We start from the raw sequence: 26551 nt of genomic DNA, 5'->3' as shown, positions 1-26551 counted from the left end.
TGCAGCAGAGAAACGAGATTATGCACATCAATTCAAAACCTGTCAAACACTTTTGCGAAGAAATTTGTATTTTCCTGCGCCGCGCCAAAAGTCTGTGCCAACTACCCCACAACCCGGCAAAAACAAGCCACTGACGCACAAGGATTTTTTGACGAATTGCTTAAAAAAAAGGCTCCGTTTGGAGCCTTTAAAATATTTCAAATTTTTTACTGAAACTGTCTGTTTGAAAGGTACGAGACCTGAACAATTCGAATTTAATTCGATTTAATTCCCAATTAATTGGGAATTAAGCACCTTATTTGTTGGTGAAATCGGGTTTTCGCTTCTCAACAAAGGCTGCCATGCCCTCTTTTTGGTCATCCGTGGCAAACAAACTGTGGAACATGCGGCGTTCAAACAGCATTCCTTCAGACAATGCCCCTTCAAATGCACGATTAATACTTTCTTTGGCCATCATGACAGAAGGTGTTGAATAAGCCGCGATCACTGTGGCTGCTTCAATGGCTTCATCAAGGCAGCGATCTGCGGGAACCACGCGGGAGACCAAGCCAGCGCGCTCGGCTTCGGCGGCGTCCATCATACGGCCGGTCAAACAAAGGTCCATGGCCTTGGCTTTGCTGACAGCACGGGGCAGGCGCTGGGTTCCACCGGCACCGGGAATGATGCCCAGTTTGATTTCGGGCTGACCAAACTTGGCGGTGTCTGCACAAATAATGAAGTCGGTCATCATGGCAAGCTCACAGCCACCGCCCAAGGCGAACCCGCGCACAGCGGCGATTACTGGCTTGCGAACATTGCGGATTGTTTCCCAGTTGCGGGTGATGTACTCGCTTTTGTACACATCCATATATGTAAAGGAGGCCATGGCGCCGATGTCAGCACCTGCGGCGAACGCTTTGTCGCTGCCGGTAACCACCATGGCGCCGATGTTTTCATCTGAGTCAAAGGCAACAAGCGCCTGACCAAGTTCGGTCATCAGCTGGTCGTTCAGGGCGTTCAACACCTGGGGGCGGTTCAGGCGGATCAAGCCGACCTTGCCAAGGGTTTCAACAAGAATGGTTTCATAAGTCATGTGGTGAGTCTCCTGCTTTGTAATGGGGATGAAGAAAGTCTAACCGGACTATTTGGGCTTTCTTGTGATGCCGGGAAGTTTTGATTGAACGCGTGACTTTATTTTCTGTCTAGGACAAAATGAATTTACTTTGTACAAAACAGGTAGTTAACAATGACAAAGCGTGTGTTTGTGATGGGTGCCAACAGTGCAATCGCCCAGGCACTGGTGGGTTTGTGTGTGAAGTCGGGGCAGGAAGTAATTGCTGCGGGCCGCGATGCGTCTGTGCTGGAGGCGCTTTATGGCCAAACGACAGGTGTACATATAATAGAGGTGCAAGCCTGCGATTCTGCTTCGGTGGATGCCGCATTTGAATCACTGGCAAATTCAGGCACGCCCGTGGATGGATATGCCCATTGCGTGGGCTCTATATTGGTGGCACCGCTGACCAAAACAACGGATGCGCAAATTGACAATGTGATGCAGGTGAATTTGATTTCCGCCATGTATGGTTTGCGCGCCTTTTTAAAGCAGGCCAAAAGCCAGGGGCAAGGTGGTGCTGCGGTGCTGGTGTCTACTTGCGCAACTGGAATTGGTGTACCCAACCATGAGGCAATTGCCGCCGCCAAGGCAGGCATTGAAGGTTTGGCGAAATCGGCAGCGGCCACACATGCTGCTGACAATATTCGAGTCAATGTGGTGGCACCCGGATTAACGGATTCACCCATTGCATCGGCTTTCCTGAAAAGCGATGTGATGCGCGCAGCCAGCAGCAAACAGTACCCATTGCAAGGTGTAAACGAACCCATTGAGGTTGCGCATGGCATGCATTGGTTGCTTGGCGACGGTGCACGCCGAATGACAGGCACAATTTTGAACGTGGATGGCGGGTTTCGCAACATTCGCCCGCTGGTGAAGTAAGTACGCCATGCAACTTCACACTTCATTCACGCACAAGCCGAACCGGCAGGCTGCGCTGGATGCACTGACCAAGGTGGATCCGGCGGTGTACAGCAAGTCGCGCAACTTTCTGGACGGCGCAGTGACTGGATTGTCGCCGTGGATCACACACGGATTTCTGAGCGTACGCGAGGCAGCCCGGCTACTGATGGAAAAGCACCGATTATCCTTTGAAGACAAACTGATCTTCGAGTTTGCATGGCGCGAGTTTTTCAAACATGTCCACGGTGAATTGGACGACGGGATTTTTTCTGATATTCGCCAGCCTGTTTGGCCAGGGCGTTATCAACAGGCGCTACCCAATGACATTCGGGAAGGCCGCACGGGTATTCAGGCGATTGATGAAGGTGTTCGCCTGTTGTACGAAACAGGCTACCTGCACAACCATGTCCGCATGTGGATCGCTTCTTATGTGGTGCACATTCGCAAAGTGCACTGGAAAGTGGGTGCTGACTGGATGTATTCACATTTGCTGGATGGGGATTTGGCGTCCAACCACCTAAGCTGGCAGTGGGTGGCTGGTACGTTCAGTCACAAACCCTATGTATTCAATGCCGGGAATGTTCAAAAGTATGCTCAGCACTGGGACTGTTTGGGCACGGCCATCGACACGACTTACGAGGATCTGGAGAACATTGCCCGAAGCCGGCAGGATGCTGGCGCTGAACCCGGTGCGCCGATACACGGCATGTGTGAACCCGCTGTTTTTGCATTCGAAACGCAGTTACCCAGCACCGGCCTGCGACACAATACCATTGACCTTCGTGACCAGGAGGGCCTTGAAGCCGCAGTAAATATTATTGGCAATTTCAGAAAGGTCCGTCTGATTCACCCTTGGGATTTGCGCAGCTGTTTTGAGTTGAAACAGGAAAATGAACTGCGCGTGGGCATTGTCGATGTGGCATTTCATGATGAGTATCGGTGGGACAAGGCGCGCTGGGAATTTGTGCTGGGGGCACTGGAACAAGGTTGTGAACAGTTGTGGATTGTCGACACGGACGACATTGCACATTGCGCAACAATGTTGCCCTTTTTTATGCAAACCAATCCCGGATTTGAAATGCGGGAGACCCTGAACCCCGGCTATTCATTGATGCCACGCTGTCTACCGGTAGGGTGGCTGGCTGAGGAACGCTTGCTGCCAAACCCCGTGCGCTTTCAGCAAAGCTTTTCGCGCTTTTACCGAGAGACCACGCACATGGCGGGAAGCTTGCCGGAAGCTGTTCATGGCGATATTTTGATGGAGTGATACATGACCACCGCACTAAAAACAAACTGGATGGATGTTTTGGGGTACGCGGGGTTGATCCCGTTTTTGGGCTTTGCGGCATTGACCGCATTGTGCGGCGACACGGACATGGCAACAACCTTGGCCAACTACAACCTGCTGTACGGGTTGGCTGTTATTTCATTTCTGGGTGCAGTACATTGGGGCTTGGTGATTGCCCTGAGTGCTCAGGAAACCCCTGTGTATCTGGCAGATATGGATCAGGACGCATTTGAGGCAAGAAGCTTCATTTGGGGCGTCACCCCTTCCCTGCTGGCCTGGCTGGCAAGCGCATTTGCCCCCACACAACAGGCGCTGTGGATACTGACCTTTGTTTTGCTGCTTGTGTGGTTTGTTGATCGGCGTTTTCTGAAACCCATGAAGGCATTTGACCACTATTTGAAGCTTCGCACACGTCTGACTTTTGGTGCCGTGCTTGGCTTGGGGGTAACTGCCTGCTTCGCGTAATTGGTGTAGTCTTGTTTCCGGGACAACAACACGCATAGACGGAGCCATTATGTTCAAGGCAATTTTTCTTCAAAAAAACGAACAGGCTGAATTCAGCGCAAGCTTGGCGCAACTGGATGAATCGCAATTGCCTGGGACAGGCGATGTACTGGTTGAAATTTCCCATTCCACACTGAACTTCAAAGACGGTCTGGCGATTTGTAACAAATCGCCTGTGGTTCGACAATGGCCGATGGTTGCCGGCATTGATGGTGCCGGTACGGTGCTGGAAAGTGCGCACCCAAAGTTCAAAGCTGGTGACGAAGTGATTCTGAATGGCTTTGGTGTGGGGGAAACCCATTGGGGTTGTCTGGCTGAAAAAGCCAAACTGAAGGGCGACTGGCTGATTAAACGCCCCGCCGGCTTAAGTGCTGAACATGCCATGGCAATTGGCACTGCTGGCTATACTGCCATGTTGTGCGTGATGGGCCTTGAAGCGCACGGCGTAAAACCCGAGCAAGGTGAGATTTTGGTAACCGGTGCCACTGGTGGCGTGGGCACGGTTGCGATTGCCTTGCTGAGCAAGCTGGGCTTTACCGTGGTGGCCACCAGCGGCAAACCCGAGCAAAGCCAGTTCTTGAAAAATCTGGGGGCCGCTGAGGTGCTGGATAGAAAAACACTGAGCGAACCCGGCAAGCCACTGCAGCGTGAGCGGTGGGCAGGCGTGGTGGACTGCGTCGGTTCACACACGCTGGCCAATGCCTGCGCACAAACAAAATATGGCGGCACCGTGACGGCATGCGGCTTGGCGCAAGGCATGGACTTGCCCTCTTCCGTGGCGCCTTTTATTTTGCGCGGTGTCACACTGAAAGGTGTGGATTCCGTGATGGCTCCGCTGGCCATTCGCGAAGAGGCGTGGCGCAGACTGGCCAAAGACCTGGATTTGAACAAGTTGTCCAGTTTGTCGCGCGTACTGCCACTGCAGGGCGCAATTGAGGCGGCGGGACAAATTATGGCTGGCGCGAATACTGGACGCGTCGTGATCAAAATGTGATGTACCCATTTGAAGCGAACTATGTTGCATTATCTGGTTGAGGTGGCCGACCCGAAGGGCCACTATTTCGATGTGCAGTTGCAAGTGGAAATTCCACTTGCAAAACTTCAAGGCGCACAGGCAGATCGCTGGGTTGATTTGACCCTGCCCGCCTGGATTCCCGGCAGCTATTTGATTCGTGAATTTGCCCGAAATATTCTGCGCCTAAAAAGCACGGTGAATGGTGCGGACGCGGTGTGTGCCAAAGTGGGCAAGGACCACTGGCGCGTGCCTGTGGACGCCGCCGTGGTGAACTCTGCCCATTCATCGGTGCTGTTGTTGTGCCACTGGCGTGTGTATGCGTGGGATTTGTCGGTGCGCGGCGCGCACTTGGACGATACGCACGGATTTTTCAATGGCACCAGCCTTTTTCTGTGCCCAACGGGATTTGAAAACTCGCACGTTGAGTTGATTGTCTCGCGCCCCGGTGAAAACCTTGCTGACTGGGTGGTGGCCTGCGGTTTGCCAAGCCAGCCCGGCACGTTGAAAGATGCACATGGTTGCCCGGTCCTGAAGGCAGGCGGGCAGGTCAAATTTACAGCCCCCGATTACGACAGCTTGATTGACCACCCGGTGGAAATGGGTACATTACAGGTTGAAAGTTTCGATGCCTTGGGCGTGAAACATGTGTTTGCCGTATACGGGGCCGACAGGGACCTTGACCTTCAACGCCTTTGCAATGACATCAAGCCGGTGTGCGAGGCACAGATTGCCTTGTTTGAACCGGAACGCAAACGCGCGCCTTTCGATACCTATTGGTTCATGCTGCATGCAACGGACAATGGATATGGCGGCCTGGAGCACCGAAACAGCACGGCACTGCTGTTCAACAACGCCGAACTTCCGCAACGAGGCGTAGAGAAGGCACCCAAGGGTTATGAGGGGTTTCTGGGCCTGTGCAGCCATGAATATTTTCATTCCTGGAACGTGAAGCGGATGAAACCCGCAGCGTTTGTTCCCTACGATCTGACACAGGAAAACTACACACGGTTGCTGTGGATTTTCGAGGGATTCACTTCGTATTACGATGATTTGATGTTGGCGCGTGCAGGAAAACTGGACGAAACCGCGTATTTGAAATCGGTGGGCAGAACCATTGCACAAGTGATGAAAGGCCCGGGCCGCTTGAACCAAAGCGTGGGGGACAGTTCGTTTGACGCGTGGACCAAATATTATCGGCAGGATGAAAACGCGCCAAATTCAATCGTGAGTTACTACACCAAAGGTGCTTTGGTGGCTCTGTGTCTGGATTCTGCCATTCGACAGCGCACAGCGGGCAAGAAAAGCCTGGACGATGTGATGCGCCTGATGTGGCAGCGCAAAGGCTTGACTGGCGAAGGTTTGCGCGAAGACGAGTTTGCAACGCTGGTGGAACAAGCCACCGGCATTGACCTTCAACAACAACTACAACAATGGACAGACAGCACGGCTGAACTGCCGCTGAGCGATGCGCTGAAAACCTATGGTTTTTCGCTTGCACAAAACCCAAATGAAGAGGCGGTTTATCTGGGGTTAAACGGGCAATTTAAACCTGAGGGCATGCTGGTGAAACAGGTCATCAATGGTGGCCCGGCACACTTGGCGGGTGTATCGGCCGGCGATGTATTGGTGGCCATGGGTGGCAAGCGGCTGACGGAAACCAATTACAAGCGGCTGTTGGCCAGCGCACGACCTGGTGAGACTTTTGGTGTAACCGGCTTTCGGGCTGAGCGCTTGATGGAATTTGCCGTGCGTGCGGGCGAAGCTGCGTCAAATGAATGGCTGATTGAAAAACTGGATAAGCCAGGACACAAGGTGGTGCCCTGCCCCTGGCTGAACGGATGAATATCAGCCAAACAAATCAGCCAAGGCCTGCCCCGGTGACGGGGCACGCATGAACGCTTCGCCGACGAGAAATGCGTGAATGTCGTTCGAACGCATCAAGGCAACATCTTCACGCGTTGCAATGCCACTTTCAGTGATCAGCAGGCGATCAGCACCGACCCGGTTTTTCAGGTCGATGGTGGTTTGAAGGGATGTTTCAAAGGTGCGCAAGTTGCGGTTGTTTACGCCGATCAAGGGGGTTTTCAATTGAAGCGCGACATCCATTTCAGCGGCGTCGTGCACTTCCACCAACACATCCATGCCCAATTCATTTGCGCACTGTTCCAGTTCAAGCAGCTGGGGCAATTCGAGTGCTGACACGATCAACAAGATGGCGTCAGCACCCAGCCCGCGTGCCTGAACCACTTGATACGTGTCAATGATGAAATCCTTGCGAATGCAGGGAAGACCACTGGCCTGACGCGCCATATCCAGGTATTGAGGTGCGCCTTTGAAATACTGGATGTCGGTGAGTACGGACAAACAGGTGGCTCCATGCTTGGCATAACTTGTTGCAATTTCAACCGGGTCGAATGGTTCGCGCAGAATGCCCTTGCTGGGGCTGGCACGTTTCACTTCGGCGATCACCGCGGGCAGCCCTTTGGCCAGCGCAGTTTTCATGGCCATGGCAAAGCCGCGCGTGGGCTCAAGGCGAGCAGCCTTGGCCAGCCACTGCACTTCGGACAGCACTTGTTTACCCTGTGCAATTTCTTCGCGTTTGGTGGCCAGAATTTTGTCGAGTATGTCGCTCATGATGCGATGTGCCTTATTGCCCGACCGACCGGGTGAAGTCGACGAACTCATTGAGTTTGCGAAATGCCGAGCCACTGGCAATGGTGGCGCGAGCCAGTTCAACGCCTGCTTTCAAATTGGGCACCAAACCAGCGGTGTACAAGCCAGCTGCACTGTTGATCAACACGATGTCGCCAACGGCACCACCCTTGCTATTCAAGGCGTGGAAAATTTTGTCGCGTGATTCTTGCACCGAACCTGCATGCAGGCTGCTGTGGGAGGCACGGGTAAGGCCGAAGTCTTCGGGTTTGATGCTGTAGTGGCTGATTTGCCCGTCGCGCAATTCTGCGATTTTCGAGTCGCATTCAATGCACAGTTCATCCATGCCGTTTTCGCCGTGAACAATCAGTGCCTGCACCGAGCCCAAACGCTTGAGCACTTGTGCCTGCAGATCGAGCAGATTGGCGCTGTATACCCCCATGACCTGCCGCTTGGCGTTGGCTGGGTTGGTGAGCGGCCCCAGAATATTGAAGACTGTGCGCACACCCAATTCTTTGCGGACAGGGCCGGCAAAACGCATGGCGCTGTGGTGATTCGGCGCAAACATGAAACCAATACCCACCTGGGCGATTGAATCAGCCACCTGTTCAGGCTTGAGGTTGATATTGACGCCCAACAGTTCAAGCACATCGGCGCTGCCAGAATTGGACGACACGCTGCGCCCGCCATGCTTGCCCACTTTGGCACCAGCCGCCGCCAACACAAACATGCAAGCTGTGGAAATATTGAAGGTTTGCGCGCCATCACCGCCGGTTCCACACAAATCAACCACTTCAGTTTCCGCGGGCAAGCTGACCGGTGTTACCAGGTCTCGCATTACCTGGGCGGCAGCGGCCACCTCGTCTACGGTTTCCCCCTTGACACGCAAGCCCACCAGCAAACCGGCAATTTGTGCAGTGGTCAAACCACCGCTGAGCAATTGCTCGAAAGCCTGCCGGGTTAGATCATGCGACAGGTTTTGACCAGCGAGCAGTTGATTCAGTGTGGCGGAATAATTAAAGGGCTGCGACATGGTATGTGGTGGGGTAAATTTGAGCGACTAGGCCGCTTGTGGCGACTTCACGCGTTTCAGGAAATTCTTGAGCAGGTCATGCCCGCGATCGCTCAAAATGGATTCAGGGTGAAACTGAACGCCTTCGACGTCCAGTGTTTTGTGGCGCACGCCCATGATTTCGCCATCGGCGGTTTCTGCCGTTACTTCCAGACAATTGGGCAGGCTTTCACGCTCGATAGCAAGGGAATGATAGCGAATGCAGGTGAGCGGATTCGGCAGGCCTTCAAACACACCCAGGTTTTGATGATGAACCGGCGATGTTTTGCCATGCATGATGGTTTTGGCGCGAATCACTTTGCCGCCAAACGCTTCACCAATGGCCTGATGCCCCAAGCACACTCCCAACACAGGAATTTTGCCAGCGGCTGCCTTGATGAGGGCAATCGAAATGCCGGCTTGGGCTGGGTCACATGGGCCTGGTGAAACGCAAACCGCACTGGGGTTTAAGGCCAAGGCCTGATCGACCGTGATGGCGTCGTTTCGAACCACGTGAACCTGCTGACCCAGTTCGCCAAAATATTGGACCAGGTTAAAGGTGAAACTGTCGTAGTTGTCGATCATCAGCAGCATGGTCGGCCTGCGCTTTGGGTGGGTATAAGTGATTGTGCCTGATTTGCCCAAATTTTAGCACACGCGCCCGGCGGACCTTACCGCAGCTCAGGCGTATTGGGTCAGCAACACACGATCGACACGAAACTGGACTTGCTGCGACAACTCGAGAAGCGCATTTTTGATTTCCGCTGCTTTGTGATTGGGTTCATCCATGTAGCGCAGAACCTGATCGATTGCTGCACAGGCCAGTTGCATGTGGGTGCCGGTGCAGCGCTGTTTTAACCACTGCAACTGCCTGTGGGTCACCGGACCATGGCACAAACTGTTCAGGGTGTTGTGCATGACATGCAACTGCACTTGGTCATCCCGGCCTTGCGGGTTTGCAAGCCCCAGAATATTGGCATTAATTTCTTCGAGGACCTGAACCGTTTCACACGGTGTGATGACAAAACGTTGAACCCCCCGGGATCGGGCGCAAAGAATGGTATCTCGATCGGCACGACACACCATGAGTGGAAAAAAATAAGGGCTTCTCAAACGCTCAAGCGCTTTCTGATTGTTTTCCAGCCGCTCGATTACTCCTGGCCAATGGGGCTGAATCGCCTCAATCCATTTGTTTTCAGTGGACGCCTCATGATCTACCACCAGCAATCGCATATACACCCCGAGCAAGAATTAAATTCATGGCTAAGGGTATGAAGTAGCAGCAAAAATAATAGCTACCCGGCTGGGGGAAGGGTTCGTTCTGGCTTGCTTTGGAAGTGATCAGGTCAGTTCGCCATCCAGGCCAGCTTGCACCAGCTCGGCTGCGCGCATCACCGCGCGGGCTTTGTTCTCGGTTTCAAGCCATTCGCTTTCAGCCACGGAATCGGCCACCACACCCGCACCAGCCTGAACATAAAGGGTTTGATCCTTTACAACACCGGTTCGAATGGCAATGGCCACATCCATGGTGCCAGTGAAGCTGAGGTAACCACAGGCACCGCCATACACGCCGCGCTTGGTGGGCTCCAGTTCATCAATAATTTCCATGGCCCGCACTTTGGGCGCACCAGACAGCGTGCCAGCAGGGAATGTGGCGCGCAGCACATCCATGGCACCCATGCCCGGCTTCAAGTCGCCTTGCACATTGCTGACAATGTGCATGACATGGGAATACCGCTCAATGATCATTTTCTCGGTAACCTGCACTGAACCGACTTGCGCAATGCGGCCTACATCGTTGCGGGCCAGGTCAATCAACATGACATGCTCTGCAATTTCCTTGGGGTCGGCCAACAGTTCTTCTGCAAGGGCCACATCTTCCTGGTGGGTTTTTCCACGCGGGCGCGTACCCGCAATTGGGCGCAGTGTAACCAGCGGATCTTTGCCCTCGGTTTGGTCTTGCCGAACCAGAATTTCAGGCGAAGAACCCACCACCTGGAAACTGCCAAAGTTGTAATAAAACAAGTAGGGCGAAGGGTTGAGCGAGCGCAACGCACGGTAAAGCATCAGCGCGTCTTGCGTGAAGCGCTTGCTGAGGCGTTGCCCAAGAACGACCTGCATCACGTCGCCTGCAGCAATGTATTCTTTGGACTTGGCCACCATGTCGAAAAAGTAATCTTTCGACATGCTGCGTTCAATCGGTGTACTTTCACTGCTGCCCGACACCGGAATGACAATCGGCTGGCGAAGTTGGGTCATCAGCCGCTTGACTTCATTCACCCCGTTTTCGTAAGCATTGGCTTGGGCCGGGTCGACAAATACAATCAGCTGGATAGTGCCCTGAATGTTGTCCACCACCGCCATGCGGTCGGTAAACATCAACAAAATATCTGGAATTCCAAGATCGTCGGCTTTGCGTGTGGCCTCCAGGCGCGGCTCGATGTAGCGCACGGTGTCGTAACCAAAATAACCTGCAAGGCCACCAAAAAAACGCGGTGCGCCTTGCACTGGCGGCACTTTGAAACGGGCGTGGTATTGCTCGATGAATTGCAGTGGATCGCCGTTGAATTCTTCCAGAGTTTCCAGTATTCCATCGGCGCTTTGCTGTTGGACAAGCACGCGGTGCTCAACCACCTTGACGGTGATGCTGGAGGGCAGCCCCACAAAAGAATAGCGCCCTGACCGTTCGCCACCCACCACCGATTCCAACAGAAAGGTGTTGGGCTGATTGGCCAGCTTGAAATACACCGACAAGGGCGTATCCAGATCAGCGTAACAACGTGCAATCAGTGGAATGCGGTTGTAACCCTGTGCGGCAAACTGATCAAATTCGGTTTGAGTAATCATTGAGGTACCCGTGTGCCCAGAAGGCGTTGTGCGGCTTCTTCGATCGTGTTCACAAGGCCATCGCACTTGGTTTCAGATACCGGTCGCCCTTCGTTGTAACCATAGGGTAACAGCCAACACTCAACGCCCGCAGCATTGGCGGCAAGCGCATCGTTCACGGAATCGCCGATCATCAATGCCTGTGACGGTTCAACACCGAGCAATTTGCAGGCGTGCCTCACGGGCATGGGGTCGGGTTTTTTCACCGGGCAAGTGTCGCCACCGACCATCACTTCAAAATAATGAGCAATACCGGTGCGCTCCAGCAAAGGCCTGGTAAAACGTTCGGGTTTGTTGGTGACAACCGCCATTTTTATGCCCGCCTGCTTCAGCAATTCAAGACCTTCTTTCACACCCGAATAAAACACGGAATGATTGCCGTTGATGCCGGCGTAATGGTGTTGCCAATTGGCCATGGCCTGCGCATACAGTTCTGGCGATGCTTTTTCAGTCATGCTGCCGGTCAGGCTGCGGTTCACCAGGTTTTCAGCCCCCTTGCCCACGTACACCGCGACGGTTTCTTCGGGCAAAGCGGGTTTTCCCAAATCAGCCAGCATGGCGTTCACGGCGGCAGCAAGGTCAGGCGCGGTGTGCAGCAGGGTGCCATCAAGGTCAAACAATACGGCTTTCTTGGTCATTTTTTTATCTCGTGGTGGCCAGTTCAGCACGCATTTGGTCGATCACGGCTTTGTAGTCGGGCTTTCCAAAAATCGCGGAGCCCGCAACAAATGTATCGGCACCAGCTTTTGCGATTTGGGCAATGTTGTCGGGTTTCACACCACCGTCTACTTCAAGCCGAATATTTTGCCCGCCATTGGCCATGTGCGCATCGATGCGCTTGCGCAGTGCGGCCAGCTTCACCAAGGCTTGCGGAATGAAACTTTGCCCGCCAAAACCGGGGTTCACGGACATCACCAAAATGAGGTCAAGCTTGTCCATTACGTGGTCGATCCACGAAATAGGCGTACCCGGATTCAATACAAGGCCGGCTTGGCAGCCTGAATCACGGATCAAGCCCAAAGTGCGATCAAGGTGATCGGTGCCCTCGGGGTGTACGCTGATCACGTTTGCACCTGCCTTGGCGAAATCGGGGATGATTCGATCCACGGGTCGCACCATCAAGTGCACATCAATCACCGCATCGGTGTGAGGGCGCAATGCCTCGCACACAAGCGGGCCAATGGTCAGGTTGGGGACATAGTGATTGTCCATGACGTCGAAATGGACCCAGTCTGCACCGGCTGCGATCACGTTTTTCACTTCCTCGCCCAGGCGGGCAAAGTCAGCAGAAAGAATACTGGGAGCGATAACAAACGGGTTCATGGCAAGCCTTCGATGAAGAATTCAGAGTCAAAGCAAGAGTTTAAACGAAGTTGACCCAGTCAAATGGCTTTGAAAGCGGCTTCGGATTTGTGAAAATGAGGGTTTGAAGTCATACTTGAAACCCAGAGCAACAGCCTAAAGCCACGTAGCATGAGCAGCCCCCTACCCTATCAGTTTGAAGTTCGAGTCAGCACCCAGTTTCTGGATGAGCAAAGCGACAAGGACAAAGGCCCTTATGTGTTCGCCTACACCATTGAAATTGAAAACGTGGGCGAACGAACCGCGCAGTTATTAAGCCGCCACTGGATTATTACCGACGCACACAACATTGTGCAGGAAGTCAAAGGCGATGGCGTGGTGGGCGAACAACCCACGTTGCGCCCAGGTGAGCGTTTTGAGTACACCAGCGGCTGCCCCTTACCCACCCCTGTGGGCACGATGAAAGGCACCTATACGTTTGTGGGTGAAGGTGGCGAACAATTTGACGTGCCCGTGCCGGAATTTCTTTTGTCCATGCCACGGGTATTGCACTGAATCCCCTATTCATTTTTTGATGTGTCTTCGGCTTGTTCACCTTCCACCTTGTTTTTGTGGACCGGGTGATCGACCCGGGCCCGAAGCGTCCACCACATGATGAACACAATCAGGCCCAAGGCCAAAACCATTTCTGCAATGAGTAACCACATGTTCAAACCACTCCCTTGTTGGTGGGCCAGTGTTGCACTGGTCTCCGCTATTTTATCTGGATGCGCCAGCAGCCCAGCCCCAAAAACCGCTGATTGTGTATGCCCGGCAGGGGATACACCCGCCAAAATTGATAAAAAAACAGACAGCAAGGACGAGCGCCCCGCTCAACCGATGTTCGTGAAATCTGATTTTTCAGAATTACCAGGTTGGTCCAGTTCGAATCATTCAAAACTTCTTGAAGCATTTGCAGAGCAATGTTCTGCAAATGGCAATGCCCTGGCCAAACGCAAGGCGACCCCAAGCGGCCTTCTGGATGCATGCCGCAAAGCCCGCCACAACCTGACAGGCAATGCGCTTTTGCCTGCTCAAATCTGGATGGAAGCCAATTTTGACGTATGGCAATTGCAGCAGGAAGACGGCCGAAAGGAAGGGTTGCTGACTGGTTACTTTGAACCACTGCTGAAAGGCTCACGCAAGGCCCAAGGGGCTTACAATGTGCCGCTTTTTGGCGTTCCCAGCGATTTGATCAGCGTAAAACTGGACGAAGTTTACCCGGAACTGAAAGGCAAACGCCTGCGAGGCCGCCTGCAGGGCGATGCGCTGGTGCCTTTTTTTAACCGGGCAGAATGGGAACGCCTGGGACCGGACCGCGAAAAACCGGTGGTGTGGGTAAACGACAAACTGGATGCATTTTTGCTGCAAGTGCAGGGTTCTGGCCGGGTGGAGTTGCAAGACGGCAACGTGATCCGCTTAAGCTACGCAGACCAGAACGGCCACCCTTACAAATCAATCGGCAAGGTTCTGGTGGACCGCGGCGAGTTGACGGCAGCACAGGCCACCATTCCTGGCATTCGAAACTGGGCAAAAGCCAACCCGGGCAAACTGGAAGATCTGCTGAACGCCAACCCCAGCGTGGTGTTTTTCAAGGAAAACAAGGTGCTTCGGCCACAAGAAGGCCCTGTTGGTGCAATGGGCGTGCCGTTGACCGCAGGCCTGAGCCTGGCAATTGACCGCGAAAAAATACCCTACGGCAGCCCGATCTGGATTGCCTCCACTGATCCGTTAACCAACAAACCCATGACACAGGGCACACTGGCGCAAGACACCGGCGGCGCAATTCGCGGGCGGGTACGTGCAGACTACTTTTGGGGAACAGGTGGCAAGGCTGGCGAGGCGGCGGGAGTCACCCGCCAACCCCTGACAATGTGGCTGATTTGGCCCAAGGGCACGCCCCTGCCGGAAAGCGGAAGCTAATAACTTATTTAGCGCGCGCTGCCGCCGCAATGCGACGGTTCAGGTCGGCAGCGGGAATGGCGCCACTGGCGCGGGTTCCATCCTGGAAAAACACGGTGGGTGTACCTGTTACTCCCATGGTGCGCCCCAGGTTAACCAATTCATTGATTGGCGGGTTGCAGTTTCCATCGCCTTTGGGGGATTGGTCTTTCAGCATCCAGTCGTCCCACATTTTGGCTTTGTCACTGGCGCACATCACTTTTTGGGCTTTGTCTATTGAGTCCTTGCCCAGCACGGGGTACACATAGGTGTACACGGTGGTGTCTTGCAACTTGCTCAGTGTTTCCTTGCGGAAACGCTTGCAGTACCCGCAGTTGGGGTCTTCGAACACGGCAATTTTTCGACTGCCTGTACCATAGACCGATTTCAAGGCCAAGCCCATTGGCAGGTCTTTGTCAAAATTAATGGCATTCAATTTGTCCAGACGTGCCTCGGTCAAATTGGCCATGGATTTGCTTTCCATCAATTCGCCCAGAATCATGTGGCTGCCACTGGCATTCGTGTAAATAATTTTCTTGCCACCATTGTGACTGACCACCACTTCAAACAAGCCCTCAACGAATTCAATGTCGGTGACTGAAATAACCTTGACGCCCGAGGCACCCAGTGAATCATTCACAGCGGCAGTGATGCGCTCGACCTGCGACTTGCTTGCCGCAGCCTGCGCAGGCTGGATTGAATGGGACAACCCCCACACACCAGCCGACAAAACAGCGAGCGACAACAGTGCAGCGCCAGTGCGCTTTTGAAAGGACAAAGGTAGATTGAATTTCATAAGCCTGCTTGAGGAAAAAGAGTGAATGGTAGTTAGGACACGCACGAATGCAATTTGTTCATTGCTTCTGCAATTTAGCGCATGGCTTGCTGAGACAACCAACGCTTGAGCATGGGCAGCTGGTTGACAAGCTGCATGCCTTTGTTGCGCGCCCACGACGCACCGGGCAGATCCAACCGGAACAAGGTGTGCAAACCATCGGTGAGGAAATGCATGGGCTTGCAGGCGGCCTTGCGGCGGCGCTCCCAGGCACGCCACAACTGCTCGTCGGCCAACCCCAGGCGCTGCACGGACAAAAGGCGCTTGCGGGACGCCAGCAAATTGGCCAATTCCGCTGCATCTTCAAGGCCCAGATTCAAACCCTGCCCAGCCAGGGGATGTATTACGTGGGCAGCATCGCCCATCAACACAACCCCGTTGTCAAACCACACGGGGGCCACGCCATGCTTCAAGGGAAATGCGTAAGTGTCGCCCACGGGCACCAGATTGCCGTAAATTTCCTGCACTGCGCCACCAGACACGTTTTTCACACGCTCAATCATTTCAGCGGGCTTGAGTTGTAAAAAAGCCTGTGACTGTGACAAGGGCATGGACCACACCATCGACACATGGGGACCTGGCAAAGGCAGCATGGCCAAAACGGAGTCACCCGCGAACCATTGACGCGCAGCGCCATGATGCGGCTTTTCAATGGCAAAGGTGGTCACCACGCCTTCGGCGCTGTAGTCGTCGAGCACGAAATCAAGACCAGCCTGTTTGCGCGTTTGGCTTTGCGCGCCATCGGCTGCAATCACCAGCGGTACAGGAATGGTCTTCAAATTTGTAACGACAGCCCAACCCGCTTTTTCGCGTGAAAGACCCTCAACCTTGGCATCAAGCCAATCAATACCAGGCTGATAGCGCATGGCGGAAAAAAGGGCATCAAACAGACAGCTCTGTTCAATGATCCATGTCAGGTAATCAACCCCGGTGTCGCTGGCACTGAAACGCAGCTGGCCTTGGTCTTCGCCTGAGGAATCGCCCCAAACCTGCATTTCGGTGACGGGCTGCACTTTCTCGCTGGGGATGTTGTCCCAGACCCGCAGCCGATCAAGAACCCGCTGGCTGCGATGGGAAAGCGCGAACACACGGGGATCAAAACGTTGTTTGCCGTTTGGCAAAAATTGTGGGGGCCTTGTGCCCACCACCAACACCTTGAACCCGGATGTTGCCAACACCAAAGCGGCCACCAAACCCACCACGCCACAGCCAACAATGGCCGCATCATACGACGCGGTGGGCACGGAATGCGGAGGAGAGAGATTGCTCATGAGATAGCTGTGCACGGAGTTTGTTGAATAATTGATCATGCTACAGCGATTTTGCATTTCTTGTTTGCGCAACGTGAAACTTTCGGATAAACTTGCGGGCTTCGGTGGTGAACGCCACTGAAAACGCGTGGCCGAGTAGCTCAGTCGGTAGAGCAGAGGATTGAAAATCCTTGTGTCGGCAGTTCGATTCTGTCCTCGGCCACCACCCATCACACCCTTGCCAAACATGCTCCTGAATTTGCCCAGACGCTTGAAGACCATGGTGCTAGCTGCACTGGTGGCGCTTTTCTGCGTGCCGGCGTTCGCTGTGGACTATTCACTTAGCGGGTTTGGCACGGTTCAATACACCCTAGGCGACAACGAACAAAAATACCTCCGCTTCGTGAACGAAGATGGCACCTTCAAGGTGAACTCCATCTTGGGTGGTCAGCTCGATGTTCAACTAAATCAGGAATTCAGTGCCACGATTCAGTATGTTGTCGCGCCCAAACAGCGTCGTGACGAAGGCGTTGAACTGGACAATCGCTGGGCATTCCTGAAATACAAACCCAACGACAACTGGCATTTCAAACTTGGGCGTCAACGCCTGAACTTCTATCTGGATTCAGAAAACCTGGATGTGGGCCACACCTATGTGCCGGCCAACCTGAGCCCGGAGGTGTATTACAACGCCGGGGTTTTGGCTGTTGACGGGTTTTCAGCCAACTACAATTTTGAAGATTCCGCTGGCCGATATTGGGGAATCCAGGCCATTACCGGCAATCGCGATATTGTGCAAAGACTGGCGGGCTTCAGCGGTGAATTCCCCCTGAACAGCTTCGAGTTGGGCGGCATTGTTCTCAGCGTGAATGGCGAAAATTACCGAATCCAGCTGGCGCACCACAACGCTGAAGTAGATCGCGAACTGACACAAGTCAATGGCATTGCGCTGATAGACGGACGGCTGGATGCCTCCGCGCGCTTTACCAATTTGGGGGCCGAGTACCGCTGGGTCAACTACACGCTGCGCGGCGAAGTAAGCCAGACTGAACTGGCAAGCGCATTGAGCGGCATCATTGCACCACTGGGCCCGCCACGTGTTACCGTCAGTTCCCCGGAGTTCGAAGAGCACGGCGCCAACCTGACCCTGATCAGGAAGGTCTTTGAGCAGCATGCTGTTTACGGCAGCTATGGACGCTTTATCTCCGAGTTTGATGATCAGTATTCTTTTGCGGTGGGTGGCAAGTACAACTTAAGCCCATCGGATTCGATCAAGATTGAATTGCAGCATGTTGTCGAAAAAAGCAACCGCCAGCAGTTATCCGACAACCGGATTCCCAACACGACGTTCAATTTCCTGAGCGTGTCTTACAACTGGGTGTGGCAATGATCGCGCACCCGTTGAACAAACTCGGATTGATGTGCATCCTGCTGTTCATGCTGGGCGCTGGAAGCAATGCCGCGTCGGCCGATGTGGTGCTGGTTGCCGCATCGAACAACCCGATTGACGAACTGGAGACGCGCCAGGTGCGAAGCCTGTACAAGGGCCGCCTAACCTCGATAAACGGCAAGCAATTGACACCCTTAAATGCGGTGCCAGGCAGCGTGGAACGCAATCAGTTCCTGGCCAGCATGATGGAACTGAATGAACTGGACTACACCGGCTACTGGCATGTGCGCCGCTATTCGGGCCAAGGCACGCCGCCCAAAGAAGTTGAAAGCACGGCCGAGTTGTTCACAATCCTGAAACAGCAACCCGATGGCATCGGTTATCTGTGGATACCTTCCGGAACGAAACCAAAGCTGCCCGACGGGTTGAAAATCATCAAGATCAAATAAGCGCTGGTGGCGCTTATGCGCTTCATTCTTGTGTATAACCCTTGCTCAGGGGCAGCCACCAGGTAAAACCAAACACCAGTGTTTTCAAAACCACCTTGCCAGCCGGTATGTTTTTAGCGCGCAGGCGATTCAAAGCCAACGGAATTTCCAGTACGTGTGCCAGCAAAATAATGCCTGCCAACAGGGTGAGCAAAGGCACATGAAAACCCAACAGCCCGACCAGGGGCACCAACAACCAGAACACCACCAAACCCGCCTGTAGTGCGTACCAAATGCGCTGCTCGCCCATGTTTACCCTCAAATTTTTTGAATGTATGGAAGTTTACCTGAGTGTGCGAACTTGCGCGCAGAGCGCTTAGCGTGTCAGTACGGCGGTGTTGAAGCAATCCATGTTATCAACCTGAATAACCACTTCATTCACGCCCAGCCCCAGCAAGTCCAGCACGCTGTCCAGCCCCCCACCCACCAGGCCAAGCGCAATATTCACAGGTGAATTGACGCCAAGCACAGTCAGAATGGGGTTGAGCACGCTGACCCCCAGGTTGATTTGACTGAGCAAATTGGGCAAGCCTTGCTGCGCTTCAAAACTGTAACGCCCTTCCAGCGTAGGATCGGGATACCCCTCAAAACGTATGTTTGAGGCGCTTTGCACCGACAGTGAAGCCGGAATGGGCGCAGGGTCGGTCACAGGCCCCAACAAACCACCCAGGGACGGAAGGGAAGGAATGTCGAGAAGGACGTTCACGGCCGAAGAGCGAACGTCTGACAGCACGGCTGAACTGGACTGTGGCAGGCGGCATTCAATGTCGCGAATGTCCACCTCGCCTCCGCCGATGGTGACTGACAGATCAACCACCCCGTTGAGTTTTGTGGTGACACGAACCTGTTCGCTTTTGGCAGATGCCAGAATTGCTCCTGCGTCATCGCTTTTCACGGCAACAAACAACTGGGGTGGCTCCAAAATGCTGACCCTGACCGTGTCGCCCAGATTGATTTGCAAAGTACCTTCCGGCAACAAGGAAGCCGCCGACAACGTGGCAGCAAACGCAAGGTTGCCCAAGCGCACGGATGCCCCGGGAATATCGGCCTCAATGGCCTGATCAGCTGAAAAAATATCGCCCAGTGAGAATTCCTGATTGAGCACCGGATCGTTCATGCTGCCAAGACCCGGGCCGTTGTACCCCGCAGTGTCAATGGCTGCGGTTAACAGTTCACGCGCTGAAACGGATTCATTCAACAAGGCATTCAGATCAAGCCCGCTGTCACTGCCCACAACACCCAAGCTTTGGGCAAGTTGCTGCAGGTCGACCTGCAGGTCAGAACCCAGCAATTCTGGAAAACCAATCAGATTGAGATTTAATTTGACGCCAATCTCGGCGAGCAAAGGCGACAAGGCACCACCATTCAAATTAACAGACAACAAATTGGTGCCAACCAAACCAGTGATGACAGGTGTTACCGTGGCCTCTGCCACAGCGAAAACAGGTTTGGAGCCCAAAAAGGCTGCGGACACATTGCGGTCCACGCGAACCAACACCGAGCGGCCACAGGCATTGGCTGGCAACAAGGTGTCGGTGCCACGCACATTGCAATTGATGGTGATGTCGTCGGTGGCGGTGTCCAGCCCGTTGCGTTCGGCGTAATCCCTGGCGGCCTGGAAGCCTTGCGGCGCATTGTCAATGTCGCTGGCAGCCGCTTTGGCCGCAAGGTCGGCAATTCGTTGAACTTCTTCCCGCTCCCAAACCACCTGCCCCAAACCCAACACACCAAATGCGCCCAAAGCCATCAGCACGATGAACACGGTCAGGATGGTCACGGCGCCGCGCTGGCGGACTCGACCTGAACTGAGCGACTGGATTGACATAAGCATGATGTTGGTGCTTGGTACAAACAAGCCTGATTCTGCACCAATTCGGGTGACTTTGATATGCGAAGCTGAAGGCTTTTGCGCATCCAGATCGACAATTCGATCAAGGTTGTTTTTTGTCTTTGATAAATTTTTGCAATATTCGCTTGCCCGGCTTCAAACCCAGCACAAGCGCTTTGGCCACAGATGCAATGATTTCCATGGGTGAGGCCAAGCGGGTGGTTTGAGCATGCCCACCCAATGCCTGCAATGTTTGCTCATCCAGCAACCGGCCATTGTCGCGAAGAAGCACAACGCCAAGCGCGGGGTTGCAGGCTTTGATGTCGTGGATCAAGGATGATCGACCCGCTTGCGCGGCATCGATCAGCAACACCCTGATTTCGCCACTGTACAGCAAGGACAAGGCGGATTGAATATCGGGAAATGACAACACCCGATCAAACTGATTGCAATCCGACAATTGTGTTTCCAGGGCAAGGCGCGTGTCCTTGTCTGAGTCGATTATCAGCACCGCTGTCATGCCACCCTCCCTTTGTGCATTGCACTTATGAAGCAAGTTGGGTGCCAGCGCAAGGCTGGTTTATTTGGCTGACTTAGGCACGCCCAAGCAAGGCACGAACTTCACGCCACAGGCTGTCGATTTCCGCTGCGGCCTTGGAATTCGGGGCAAACTCATTGGCAGATTTACCCAAACCAACGCTGATTACGAAGTCATTTCGCTCGTGCACAATGGTGCGGCAAACCTTGGCTGTGGACTTGAGTTGTTCAAAAACAATTTCTGGTGTGTTGCTGAACACCGATGCGCCGTTGATCACCCAGGTGACCTTGCTGCCGGCATCAGACGCCCATTCAAGGGTGTTGCTTGAACTGTGAATGTCCAACGGACTGGCCTTGGTGGGGATAAGTACCAGGTCCGCATGCTCCATGGCATCTTTCACCGATTTTTTATCGGAAGGTGGCATGTCAATGAAAACATAGTCGTATTGCTCGTCTTCGAGTTCGGAGAGCTCGATCACGATGTCGTTGAAACCCACTTTGCGTACGTCCGGGTAATCGGCCTCACGCAAAGAATCCCAGAAACGGCTTGAGCCCTGCGGATCCAGATCAAGCAGTGCCACCTTTTTTCTACCCTGCTGGCTGGCGTAAGCGGCCAGATTCAAGGACAAAGTTGTTTTGCCAGCCCCGCCCTTGCGGCTGCTCACGATGATGGTCTTCATGGGTGAATATCCTGTGCAGTGGGAAATTAAAACAATATCGAGAATTTATTCTAACCTGCCAATGCAGTGGGGAAAAAGTTGTTCAATGCGGTTCAAGCGCAACGGCATTTGAATGTTTTGCCGGGTCTGCCACAACGGGATCTGATCGGTCATGAGGTGACTGCCCACCCAGCCGTCTTGCCCACCCAGCAAAACAAAATAATTCTCGTCGGGATCCGACAGGTCCGACAGGTGCCTGCTTTGCGAGCCATAGCTGGTTTCATCAAACCCGCGAACCAGGTTGTGTGCATTCTTCATCAACGTTTCCCTGGAACCCGCAGCAGGAAAGGATTTGGATGAAAAAAGCTTGCCCAGAAGTGGCACATGCCCAAGCACGTGGCGAAGACGGATTTTGTGCAGACTTCCCCACAATTGCCAATGCTGGGCCTTGCGATTGGCTTCGTCCACGCACAGGGGAACAATTCTCATCCGGTCAAAATCGCTCAGGCTTTCAAGATCTTCAAGCAGACAGGCCGTGAGGTAGGCCCATTGATCCATCAAACCAGGCATTCGACCAGCGTGGCGCAAAACCGACAACTCGCGCACCAAAGCGGTAAGAAGAAACTCAAATTGCAGGGCTGCAAAACTGTCTGCCGAGTACGCGCCATTCCACAAATCAATTGAATTGCAAAATACCAGTTGTTCATTTCGCTGCAAATGGGGCCGGCAATATTCAGCCAACTGGCTGGACAGTTGCTCCGCCAACGGCGATGTCACATCAAGCTGCAAATCAAGCAAAGCCTTTGGACTGAACCGTTTTTTCGTGTTGAACAAGGCACGGGCGCGCATTACCCTGTCGTCGCCATTGAACAGAAAACCAAGGCCAGTGACCTCCGAAGGCCTGTTGTTGGCTGACACAATAAACCCGGTGGCGGGGTTGATGACACTGGGAAAATCACGGGCGCAGACTTGTACCGACCAATGCTCAAGAGCCTTGTCTTCGGCCAGCACCCAGTCATTTTCAGGAAAGCCTGGGCGTTTGGGCAAGGTGGCGGCAAGCACATGGCCAATATTTCCTTGTGTATCGGCCCCCAGTACGTTGAGTGGCGTAACACCCACGCCGTGCATGGCGTCGTGCAACTGCGACACGGTTTGCGCCTTCATGCCATTGAGAAAACTGGTGATTTCATCGGTGGGCCAATGCCCGGCCCAGCGCAGGGCAAGGGTGTCTTTGCCGCACAAACGCCCCAAAGCCGGGCAGTCGGTCAACACGGGCCCATGCGGGGAATAACGAAGTTTTCGTTTTCGGGCCCAGGAAAACCGGACCCGAATGCCGGTGGTTTGAACCGAGGTTCTTTCCGCTGCGGTGCCTTCATCCAGACGAACCAGGTCCGACGATGCAGCGCGCAAGTTGGTACCACCCCAGGCCAGGTTCACGTTTCGACCCAACCCCAGAATGGGCACACCGGGAAACATCAGGCCCACGCATTGCCAAGAAGGTGTTCGCAGCCCGACCATCATCCACACATTGGGCAAATGCTGACCCAGATGCGGGTCGTTCACCATCAAGGGGGCGCCACTTTGCGTGCGCGTGCCGTGCAACACAATTGAATTGCTGCCCGAACGTGACAGACTGTTCAGGAATTCGCCAATTTGCTGCGCGGTGCCGGGTTTGGCTGAATTGGGGCTGTCAAAGCTGGTGGACACACCTGCCCCCACGCGGCGAAGGCGGTTCCACCATTCAATGAAGTCGCCAGACAGGCGGTGCTCGATCAGGGAAAAGTAGATGGGCCAGTTCACATCGGCCCCAGCCAGGCGACCAAACAGCAAAATGTCCTGCGGCGTGTAGGGTTCGGGCTGAATACCCAGAAACTTTTCGTCCACGCCGCGCTTGCGTTGCTTCTGCACACAATTCAGGCCAGCCACGAAACCTTCCACCCATTCCTTGCTGCTGAGGGGCATTCGTTCCCAGATTTCATGCGCAGCGCGACCAAAATCGAGCAGACGGATCAGATGGTCCATGTCCACAAAACCACCACCGCCCATTTCCGACAGGCGACCTTGCGCCAAACGCTTCAGGAATTGCAGTTGGGGGCCGCGCTGGAATTCGGTGATGGTGCCAAGGGCAAAGGCGCCATCCTTGTCGGAATTGGCAACAATGTAGGGTACAAAAAAATCATTGAACCGTACGGATGTTCCGGGCTGAAAGGGTAGATCAAGCGACTTGAACTGTTTCAGGCGGTCTTCAAGGGTGTAGGTGGGGTAGCGAATGGAAAGCCAGCCCATGGCGCTGGACAGGCGGGCCAACCCCCGCGCCAGTTTGCGCAGAACGGGGTTCTGTGAGGGGCCGAAGGCTTTGAGCAAAACGGGTCAGGCAAGGCAGGGTCAGGATAGTCCGTATGACACCAGTTTGCCCAAACGTTTCTGGAATTTTTTCTGAAGCCGCTGCTGGCGGGCCGCTTTGAACTGGCCACCCAGCTTGTGAACCCAAACCATGGCTTGGCGCATTGCACACTCTCTTGTTATTGAATCAAGTTGTGAGTGTGCGCTGCGTGCGTTTCAGGAATGTGACAACAAATGGAAAGGGGCTTACGCCACTTTCTTTTTCCGTTTGCTGGCTGCCGCTTCAATTTCAGCAAGCATGGCCACAAATTCCTGGCTTAGCTTGTGTGCGGGCATGAAATGGATCATGGGTTTGGCGGCTTCGTGGCTTTCCCTGATTTTTACTGAAGAAGACAAACAGGTGTTCAGTACCGGATGCCCTTCTGCCACCAATTCGGCCACCAGCTTTTGCGGCAGGCTTGCGCGGGGCTGGAACTGGTTCACCACAATGCCTTCAACTTCCAGCGCGGGGTTGTGATCCGCGCGAATTTCATTGAGGGCGTCCATCAGGTTGTACAGTGCGCGGCGGGAAAACTCGTCACAATCAAAAGGGATCAGTACAGAATCTGCAGCGATCAAGGCCGAACGCGAGAAGAAATTCAGTGCGGGGGGCGTGTCAATGTAAATTCGGTCATATTGACCCTGCAATTCATCGAGCGCTTCACGCAGCTTGAAAATTTTGTAGCGCGACTCCAGCTTCACCTGAAGCTCTTCCAGTGCAGGGTGACTGCCAAGCAGATCCAGGTTTTCGTATGGGGTTTCCACCACGAATTCAGCACTTTTCTTGGGACGAATCTTGAAATTCAGTGCCTGATCAAAAAAATCAGCCAGGGAATATTCAAGCGGCTCGGTGCCCCTGCCCATGATGTATTGGGTACTGTTGCCCTGTGGATCCAGATCGATCAGCAGTGTTTTTAAGCCCTGATGCGCGGAAATGGCGACCAGGTTGCTGGTGATGGTGGATTTGCCAACCCCCCCTTTTTGATTGAAGACCACCCGACGCATGCGCAATTCCCCTTAGACGATTTTTTTCAATACTTTAACAACTTTTTCGAACACTGTGCCATAAGGTGCGCGCAGCAGGGGCGCTGCATTGAACCTGGATTGCTCCAGGACGGGTTTAAGCTGGGACATTGCATTAAAACCCACCAAACCATGATAAGCCCCCATACCGCTGGCACCCACGCCACCAAAGGGCATGTTGTTGTTCAAGACATGCCACATTGCATCGTTCACGGTAACACCACCGGACACTGTTTGACTTAACACCAGTTCCTTTTCGGATTGTTTCGATGCAAACAGGTAAAGGGCAATGGGCCGCTCCCGCGATTGAATCTGCTCAACGGCCTGCTCCAGCGTTCGATAAGGCAGGATAGGCAAAATAGAGCCGAACACTTCTTCCTGCATGACGCGCATTTCCGGGGTGGGGTTGACGATCAGGGTCAACGGGAATTTTTTGCTGTCCGGATGAAAAACCTCGTGCGCGGGATTCACCTCAATGATCTCGGCCCCCTTGCAACGCGCATCATCGACCAATTCCCGAAGGCGGGTCATGTGCCTTGAATTGATAACGCAAGACACATCGGGATTGTTGCGGACGGTGGGGTACTGTTTTTGGGATGCCCGCTTGACCTCGGTGACAAAGCGGCGCAATTGTTTCTCGGGCACCATGGCGTAGTCGGGCGACACACACACCTGCCCGGCGTTGATCATTTTGCCGTGCGCGGCGCAGGCGGCGGCTTTTACAATATTTCCACTGGGCGCCACAATCAGTGGCGACTTACCCCCCATTTCCAGCGTAACAGGGGTTAAATTTTCGGCCGCAGCTTTGGCCACCAAACGCCCCACCCGCTGGGAACCTGTGAACAACAGGTGATCAAACGGCAGCCGCGAAAAGGCCTGTGCCACGGTGTTGTCGCCCTCGATAACTGCCACATGTTCTTCACCAAAGTTGCCTTCCAGCAGGCGCGCCAGCAAGGCCGAGGTGATGGGACTGTATTCACTGGGTTTAAGCATGCAACAGTTTCCAGCCGCAAGCGCCGAGGCCAAACCCGCAAAGCCGAGATAGACCGGAAAATTCCACGGTGTGATGATGCCGATCATGCCAAGTGGTTGGGGCTTGATGTAAGACACAGACGGACGCAACTGCAAGGGTGTGGGCACCCGGCGGGCTTTCATCCAGGCAGCCACATTCTTGCGGCTGTGGCGCACCACAGCCAGGCTGCTGACAATGTCAAGCATGGTGGATTCATGGCGTGAGCGATGGCCAAAGTCGGCCGACATCGCATCGAGCAAGTCCGATTCGTTGCGAAGAATGATTTCTTCCAGCAATTCGAGATTACTAATGCGTTCTTGTTTACTGGGGTTTGGGTTTGCTCGGTAGGTTCGCTTCTGGCAATCGAACACATCCCGCAATCGCCCACTGACCAGTTGAATATTATCGACACGATCCAACAACCAAGTCTCCGCTATATTGTGCCTTGATTGTGGAGGGCGGTTGTGCCGTGCACA

29 protein-coding genes and 1 tRNA gene are annotated in these 26551 nt (G+C 53.9%); 11 read left to right on the top strand and 19 right to left on the bottom strand.

What is annotated here, in order from left to right; all coding sequences use genetic code 11:
* The coding region (locus V7028_RS01935) for a hypothetical protein (RefSeq protein ID WP_334118419.1) at positions 1-213 on the top strand (213 nt) is incomplete at its 5' end.
* 82 nt (positions 214-295) lie between these two features.
* Here V7028_RS01935 and V7028_RS01930 read toward each other — a convergent pair.
* Positions 296-1072, bottom strand: a complete 777-nt coding sequence (locus tag V7028_RS01930) for an enoyl-CoA hydratase (RefSeq protein ID WP_334118418.1) — start codon at positions 1070-1072, stop codon at positions 296-298.
* A 153-nt stretch (positions 1073-1225) separates the two neighbouring features.
* Here V7028_RS01930 and V7028_RS01925 point away from each other — a divergent pair, with 153 nt between their 5' ends.
* The 5 genes from V7028_RS01925 to V7028_RS01905 are packed head-to-tail and all read left to right on the top strand — an operon-like array spanning position 1226 to position 6642.
* Positions 1226-1972, top strand: a complete 747-nt coding sequence (locus V7028_RS01925; RefSeq protein ID WP_334118417.1) for an SDR family NAD(P)-dependent oxidoreductase — start codon at positions 1226-1228, stop codon at positions 1970-1972.
* Between the two features lie 7 nt (positions 1973-1979).
* Positions 1980-3260, top strand: coding sequence for an FAD-binding domain-containing protein (locus V7028_RS01920; protein ID WP_334118416.1), 1281 nt, complete (start codon positions 1980-1982; stop codon positions 3258-3260).
* A gap of 3 nt (positions 3261-3263) precedes the next feature.
* The gene (locus tag V7028_RS01915) at positions 3264-3746 is read left to right on the top strand and encodes a DUF3429 domain-containing protein (protein ID WP_334118415.1); all 483 of its coding nucleotides are present in this window, start codon (positions 3264-3266) and stop codon (positions 3744-3746) included.
* 49 nt (positions 3747-3795) lie between these two features.
* Entirely contained in the window at positions 3796-4779 is a 984-nt protein-coding gene (acuI, locus tag V7028_RS01910; RefSeq protein WP_334118414.1) for an acrylyl-CoA reductase (NADPH), read from the top strand.
* A 21-nt stretch (positions 4780-4800) separates the two neighbouring features.
* Complete coding sequence (locus tag V7028_RS01905; protein WP_334118413.1) at positions 4801-6642, top strand: M61 family metallopeptidase; 1842 nt, start codon at positions 4801-4803, stop codon at positions 6640-6642.
* Positions 6643-6645: 3 nt separating this feature from the next.
* Here V7028_RS01905 and trpC read toward each other — a convergent pair whose 3' ends face one another.
* From trpC to rpe, 7 genes are all read right to left on the bottom strand, one after another.
* Entirely contained in the window at positions 6646-7434 is a 789-nt protein-coding gene (trpC, locus tag V7028_RS01900) for an indole-3-glycerol phosphate synthase TrpC (RefSeq protein WP_334118412.1), read from the bottom strand.
* A 13-nt stretch (positions 7435-7447) separates the two neighbouring features.
* On the bottom strand, positions 7448-8485 hold the full coding sequence (trpD, locus tag V7028_RS01895; protein WP_334118411.1) for an anthranilate phosphoribosyltransferase: 1038 nt from the start codon (positions 8483-8485) through the stop codon (positions 7448-7450).
* A 27-nt stretch (positions 8486-8512) separates the two neighbouring features.
* Positions 8513-9097, bottom strand: a complete 585-nt coding sequence (locus tag V7028_RS01890) for an anthranilate synthase component II (protein WP_334118410.1) — start codon at positions 9095-9097, stop codon at positions 8513-8515.
* An 87-nt stretch (positions 9098-9184) separates the two neighbouring features.
* Complete coding sequence (locus tag V7028_RS01885) at positions 9185-9736, bottom strand: hypothetical protein (RefSeq protein ID WP_334118409.1); 552 nt, start codon at positions 9734-9736, stop codon at positions 9185-9187.
* A gap of 108 nt (positions 9737-9844) precedes the next feature.
* On the bottom strand, positions 9845-11347 hold the full coding sequence (trpE, locus tag V7028_RS01880) for an anthranilate synthase component I (RefSeq protein ID WP_334118425.1): 1503 nt from the start codon (positions 11345-11347) through the stop codon (positions 9845-9847).
* Positions 11347-12027 (bottom strand): phosphoglycolate phosphatase, encoded by a 681-nt coding sequence (locus V7028_RS01875; RefSeq protein ID WP_334118408.1) that lies wholly within the window; start codon positions 12025-12027, stop codon positions 11347-11349. Before V7028_RS01875 ends, trpE begins: the two co-directional genes overlap by 1 nt.
* A gap of 4 nt (positions 12028-12031) precedes the next feature.
* Positions 12032-12712 (bottom strand): ribulose-phosphate 3-epimerase, encoded by a 681-nt coding sequence (rpe, locus tag V7028_RS01870; RefSeq protein ID WP_334118407.1) that lies wholly within the window; start codon positions 12710-12712, stop codon positions 12032-12034.
* Positions 12713-12862: 150 nt separating this feature from the next.
* Between rpe and apaG the strand changes: the two genes are divergently transcribed.
* A complete protein-coding gene (gene apaG / locus V7028_RS01865) occupies positions 12863-13246 on the top strand; it encodes a Co2+/Mg2+ efflux protein ApaG (RefSeq protein WP_305562031.1) in 384 nt (127 codons plus the stop codon).
* Between the two features lie 5 nt (positions 13247-13251).
* On the opposite strand, the gene V7028_RS01860 is transcribed toward apaG, so the two are convergent.
* Entirely contained in the window at positions 13252-13398 is a 147-nt protein-coding gene (locus V7028_RS01860) for a hypothetical protein (RefSeq protein WP_334118406.1), read from the bottom strand.
* Here V7028_RS01860 and mltA point away from each other — a divergent pair.
* The gene (gene mltA, locus V7028_RS01855; protein WP_334118405.1) at positions 13397-14653 is read left to right on the top strand and encodes a murein transglycosylase A; all 1257 of its coding nucleotides are present in this window, start codon (positions 13397-13399) and stop codon (positions 14651-14653) included. The genes V7028_RS01860 and mltA overlap by 2 nt on opposite strands.
* A gap of 4 nt (positions 14654-14657) precedes the next feature.
* Here the strand turns inward: mltA and V7028_RS01850 are convergent, their stop codons facing one another.
* Both V7028_RS01850 and V7028_RS01845 read right to left on the bottom strand, forming a co-directional pair.
* On the bottom strand, positions 14658-15467 hold the full coding sequence (locus tag V7028_RS01850) for a DsbC family protein (RefSeq protein WP_334118404.1): 810 nt from the start codon (positions 15465-15467) through the stop codon (positions 14658-14660).
* 74 nt (positions 15468-15541) lie between these two features.
* Positions 15542-16777: an FAD-dependent monooxygenase gene (locus V7028_RS01845; RefSeq protein ID WP_334118403.1), complete on the bottom strand. Its 1236-nt coding sequence runs from the start codon at positions 16775-16777 to the stop codon at positions 15542-15544.
* A 129-nt stretch (positions 16778-16906) separates the two neighbouring features.
* On the opposite strand from V7028_RS01845, the gene V7028_RS01840 reads away from it, so the two are divergent.
* The 3 genes from V7028_RS01840 (at position 16907) to V7028_RS01830 (ending at position 18595) form a co-directional block, all read left to right on the top strand.
* Positions 16907-16982 (top strand) — tRNA-Phe (locus V7028_RS01840).
* A gap of 54 nt (positions 16983-17036) precedes the next feature.
* Positions 17037-18146 carry a hypothetical protein gene (locus V7028_RS01835; RefSeq protein WP_334118402.1) on the top strand — a complete coding sequence of 370 codons (1110 nt, stop codon included), beginning with the start codon at positions 17037-17039 and terminating at the stop codon, positions 18144-18146.
* Positions 18143-18595: a hypothetical protein gene (locus V7028_RS01830; protein ID WP_334118401.1), complete on the top strand. Its 453-nt coding sequence runs from the start codon at positions 18143-18145 to the stop codon at positions 18593-18595. The genes V7028_RS01835 and V7028_RS01830 overlap by 4 nt, the downstream gene beginning before the upstream one ends.
* 22 nt (positions 18596-18617) lie before the next feature.
* Here V7028_RS01830 and V7028_RS01825 read toward each other — a convergent pair whose 3' ends face one another.
* The 8 genes from V7028_RS01825 to V7028_RS01790 all read right to left on the bottom strand — a co-directional run bounded on the left by V7028_RS01825 (position 18618) and on the right by V7028_RS01790 (position 26494).
* Complete coding sequence (locus tag V7028_RS01825; protein ID WP_334118400.1) at positions 18618-18884, bottom strand: hypothetical protein; 267 nt, start codon at positions 18882-18884, stop codon at positions 18618-18620.
* Positions 18885-18950: 66 nt separating this feature from the next.
* Positions 18951-20465, bottom strand: coding sequence for a pilus assembly protein TadG-related protein (locus tag V7028_RS01820; RefSeq protein WP_334118399.1), 1515 nt, complete (start codon positions 20463-20465; stop codon positions 18951-18953).
* Positions 20466-20565: 100 nt separating this feature from the next.
* Entirely contained in the window at positions 20566-20982 is a 417-nt protein-coding gene (locus tag V7028_RS01815) for a hypothetical protein (RefSeq protein ID WP_334118398.1), read from the bottom strand.
* 73 nt (positions 20983-21055) lie between these two features.
* Positions 21056-21679, bottom strand: coding sequence for a ParA family protein (locus V7028_RS01810; RefSeq protein ID WP_334118397.1), 624 nt, complete (start codon positions 21677-21679; stop codon positions 21056-21058).
* 45 nt (positions 21680-21724) lie between these two features.
* Entirely contained in the window at positions 21725-24022 is a 2298-nt protein-coding gene (locus V7028_RS01805; protein ID WP_334118396.1) for a penicillin acylase family protein, read from the bottom strand.
* A gap of 21 nt (positions 24023-24043) precedes the next feature.
* On the bottom strand, positions 24044-24166 hold the full coding sequence (locus V7028_RS01800; protein ID WP_334118395.1) for a hypothetical protein: 123 nt from the start codon (positions 24164-24166) through the stop codon (positions 24044-24046).
* Positions 24167-24247: 81 nt separating this feature from the next.
* On the bottom strand, positions 24248-25045 hold the full coding sequence (locus tag V7028_RS01795) for a ParA family protein (protein ID WP_334118394.1): 798 nt from the start codon (positions 25043-25045) through the stop codon (positions 24248-24250).
* 12 nt (positions 25046-25057) lie between these two features.
* Complete coding sequence (locus V7028_RS01790) at positions 25058-26494, bottom strand: coniferyl aldehyde dehydrogenase (protein WP_334118393.1); 1437 nt, start codon at positions 26492-26494, stop codon at positions 25058-25060.
* Positions 26495-26551: the final 57 nt, after the last annotated feature.

The organism is Limnobacter sp. (assembly GCF_036846585.1).
Lineage (GTDB): Bacteria > Pseudomonadota > Gammaproteobacteria > Burkholderiales > Burkholderiaceae_B > Limnobacter.
This window is presented reverse-complemented; position numbering and strand designations above follow the sequence as displayed.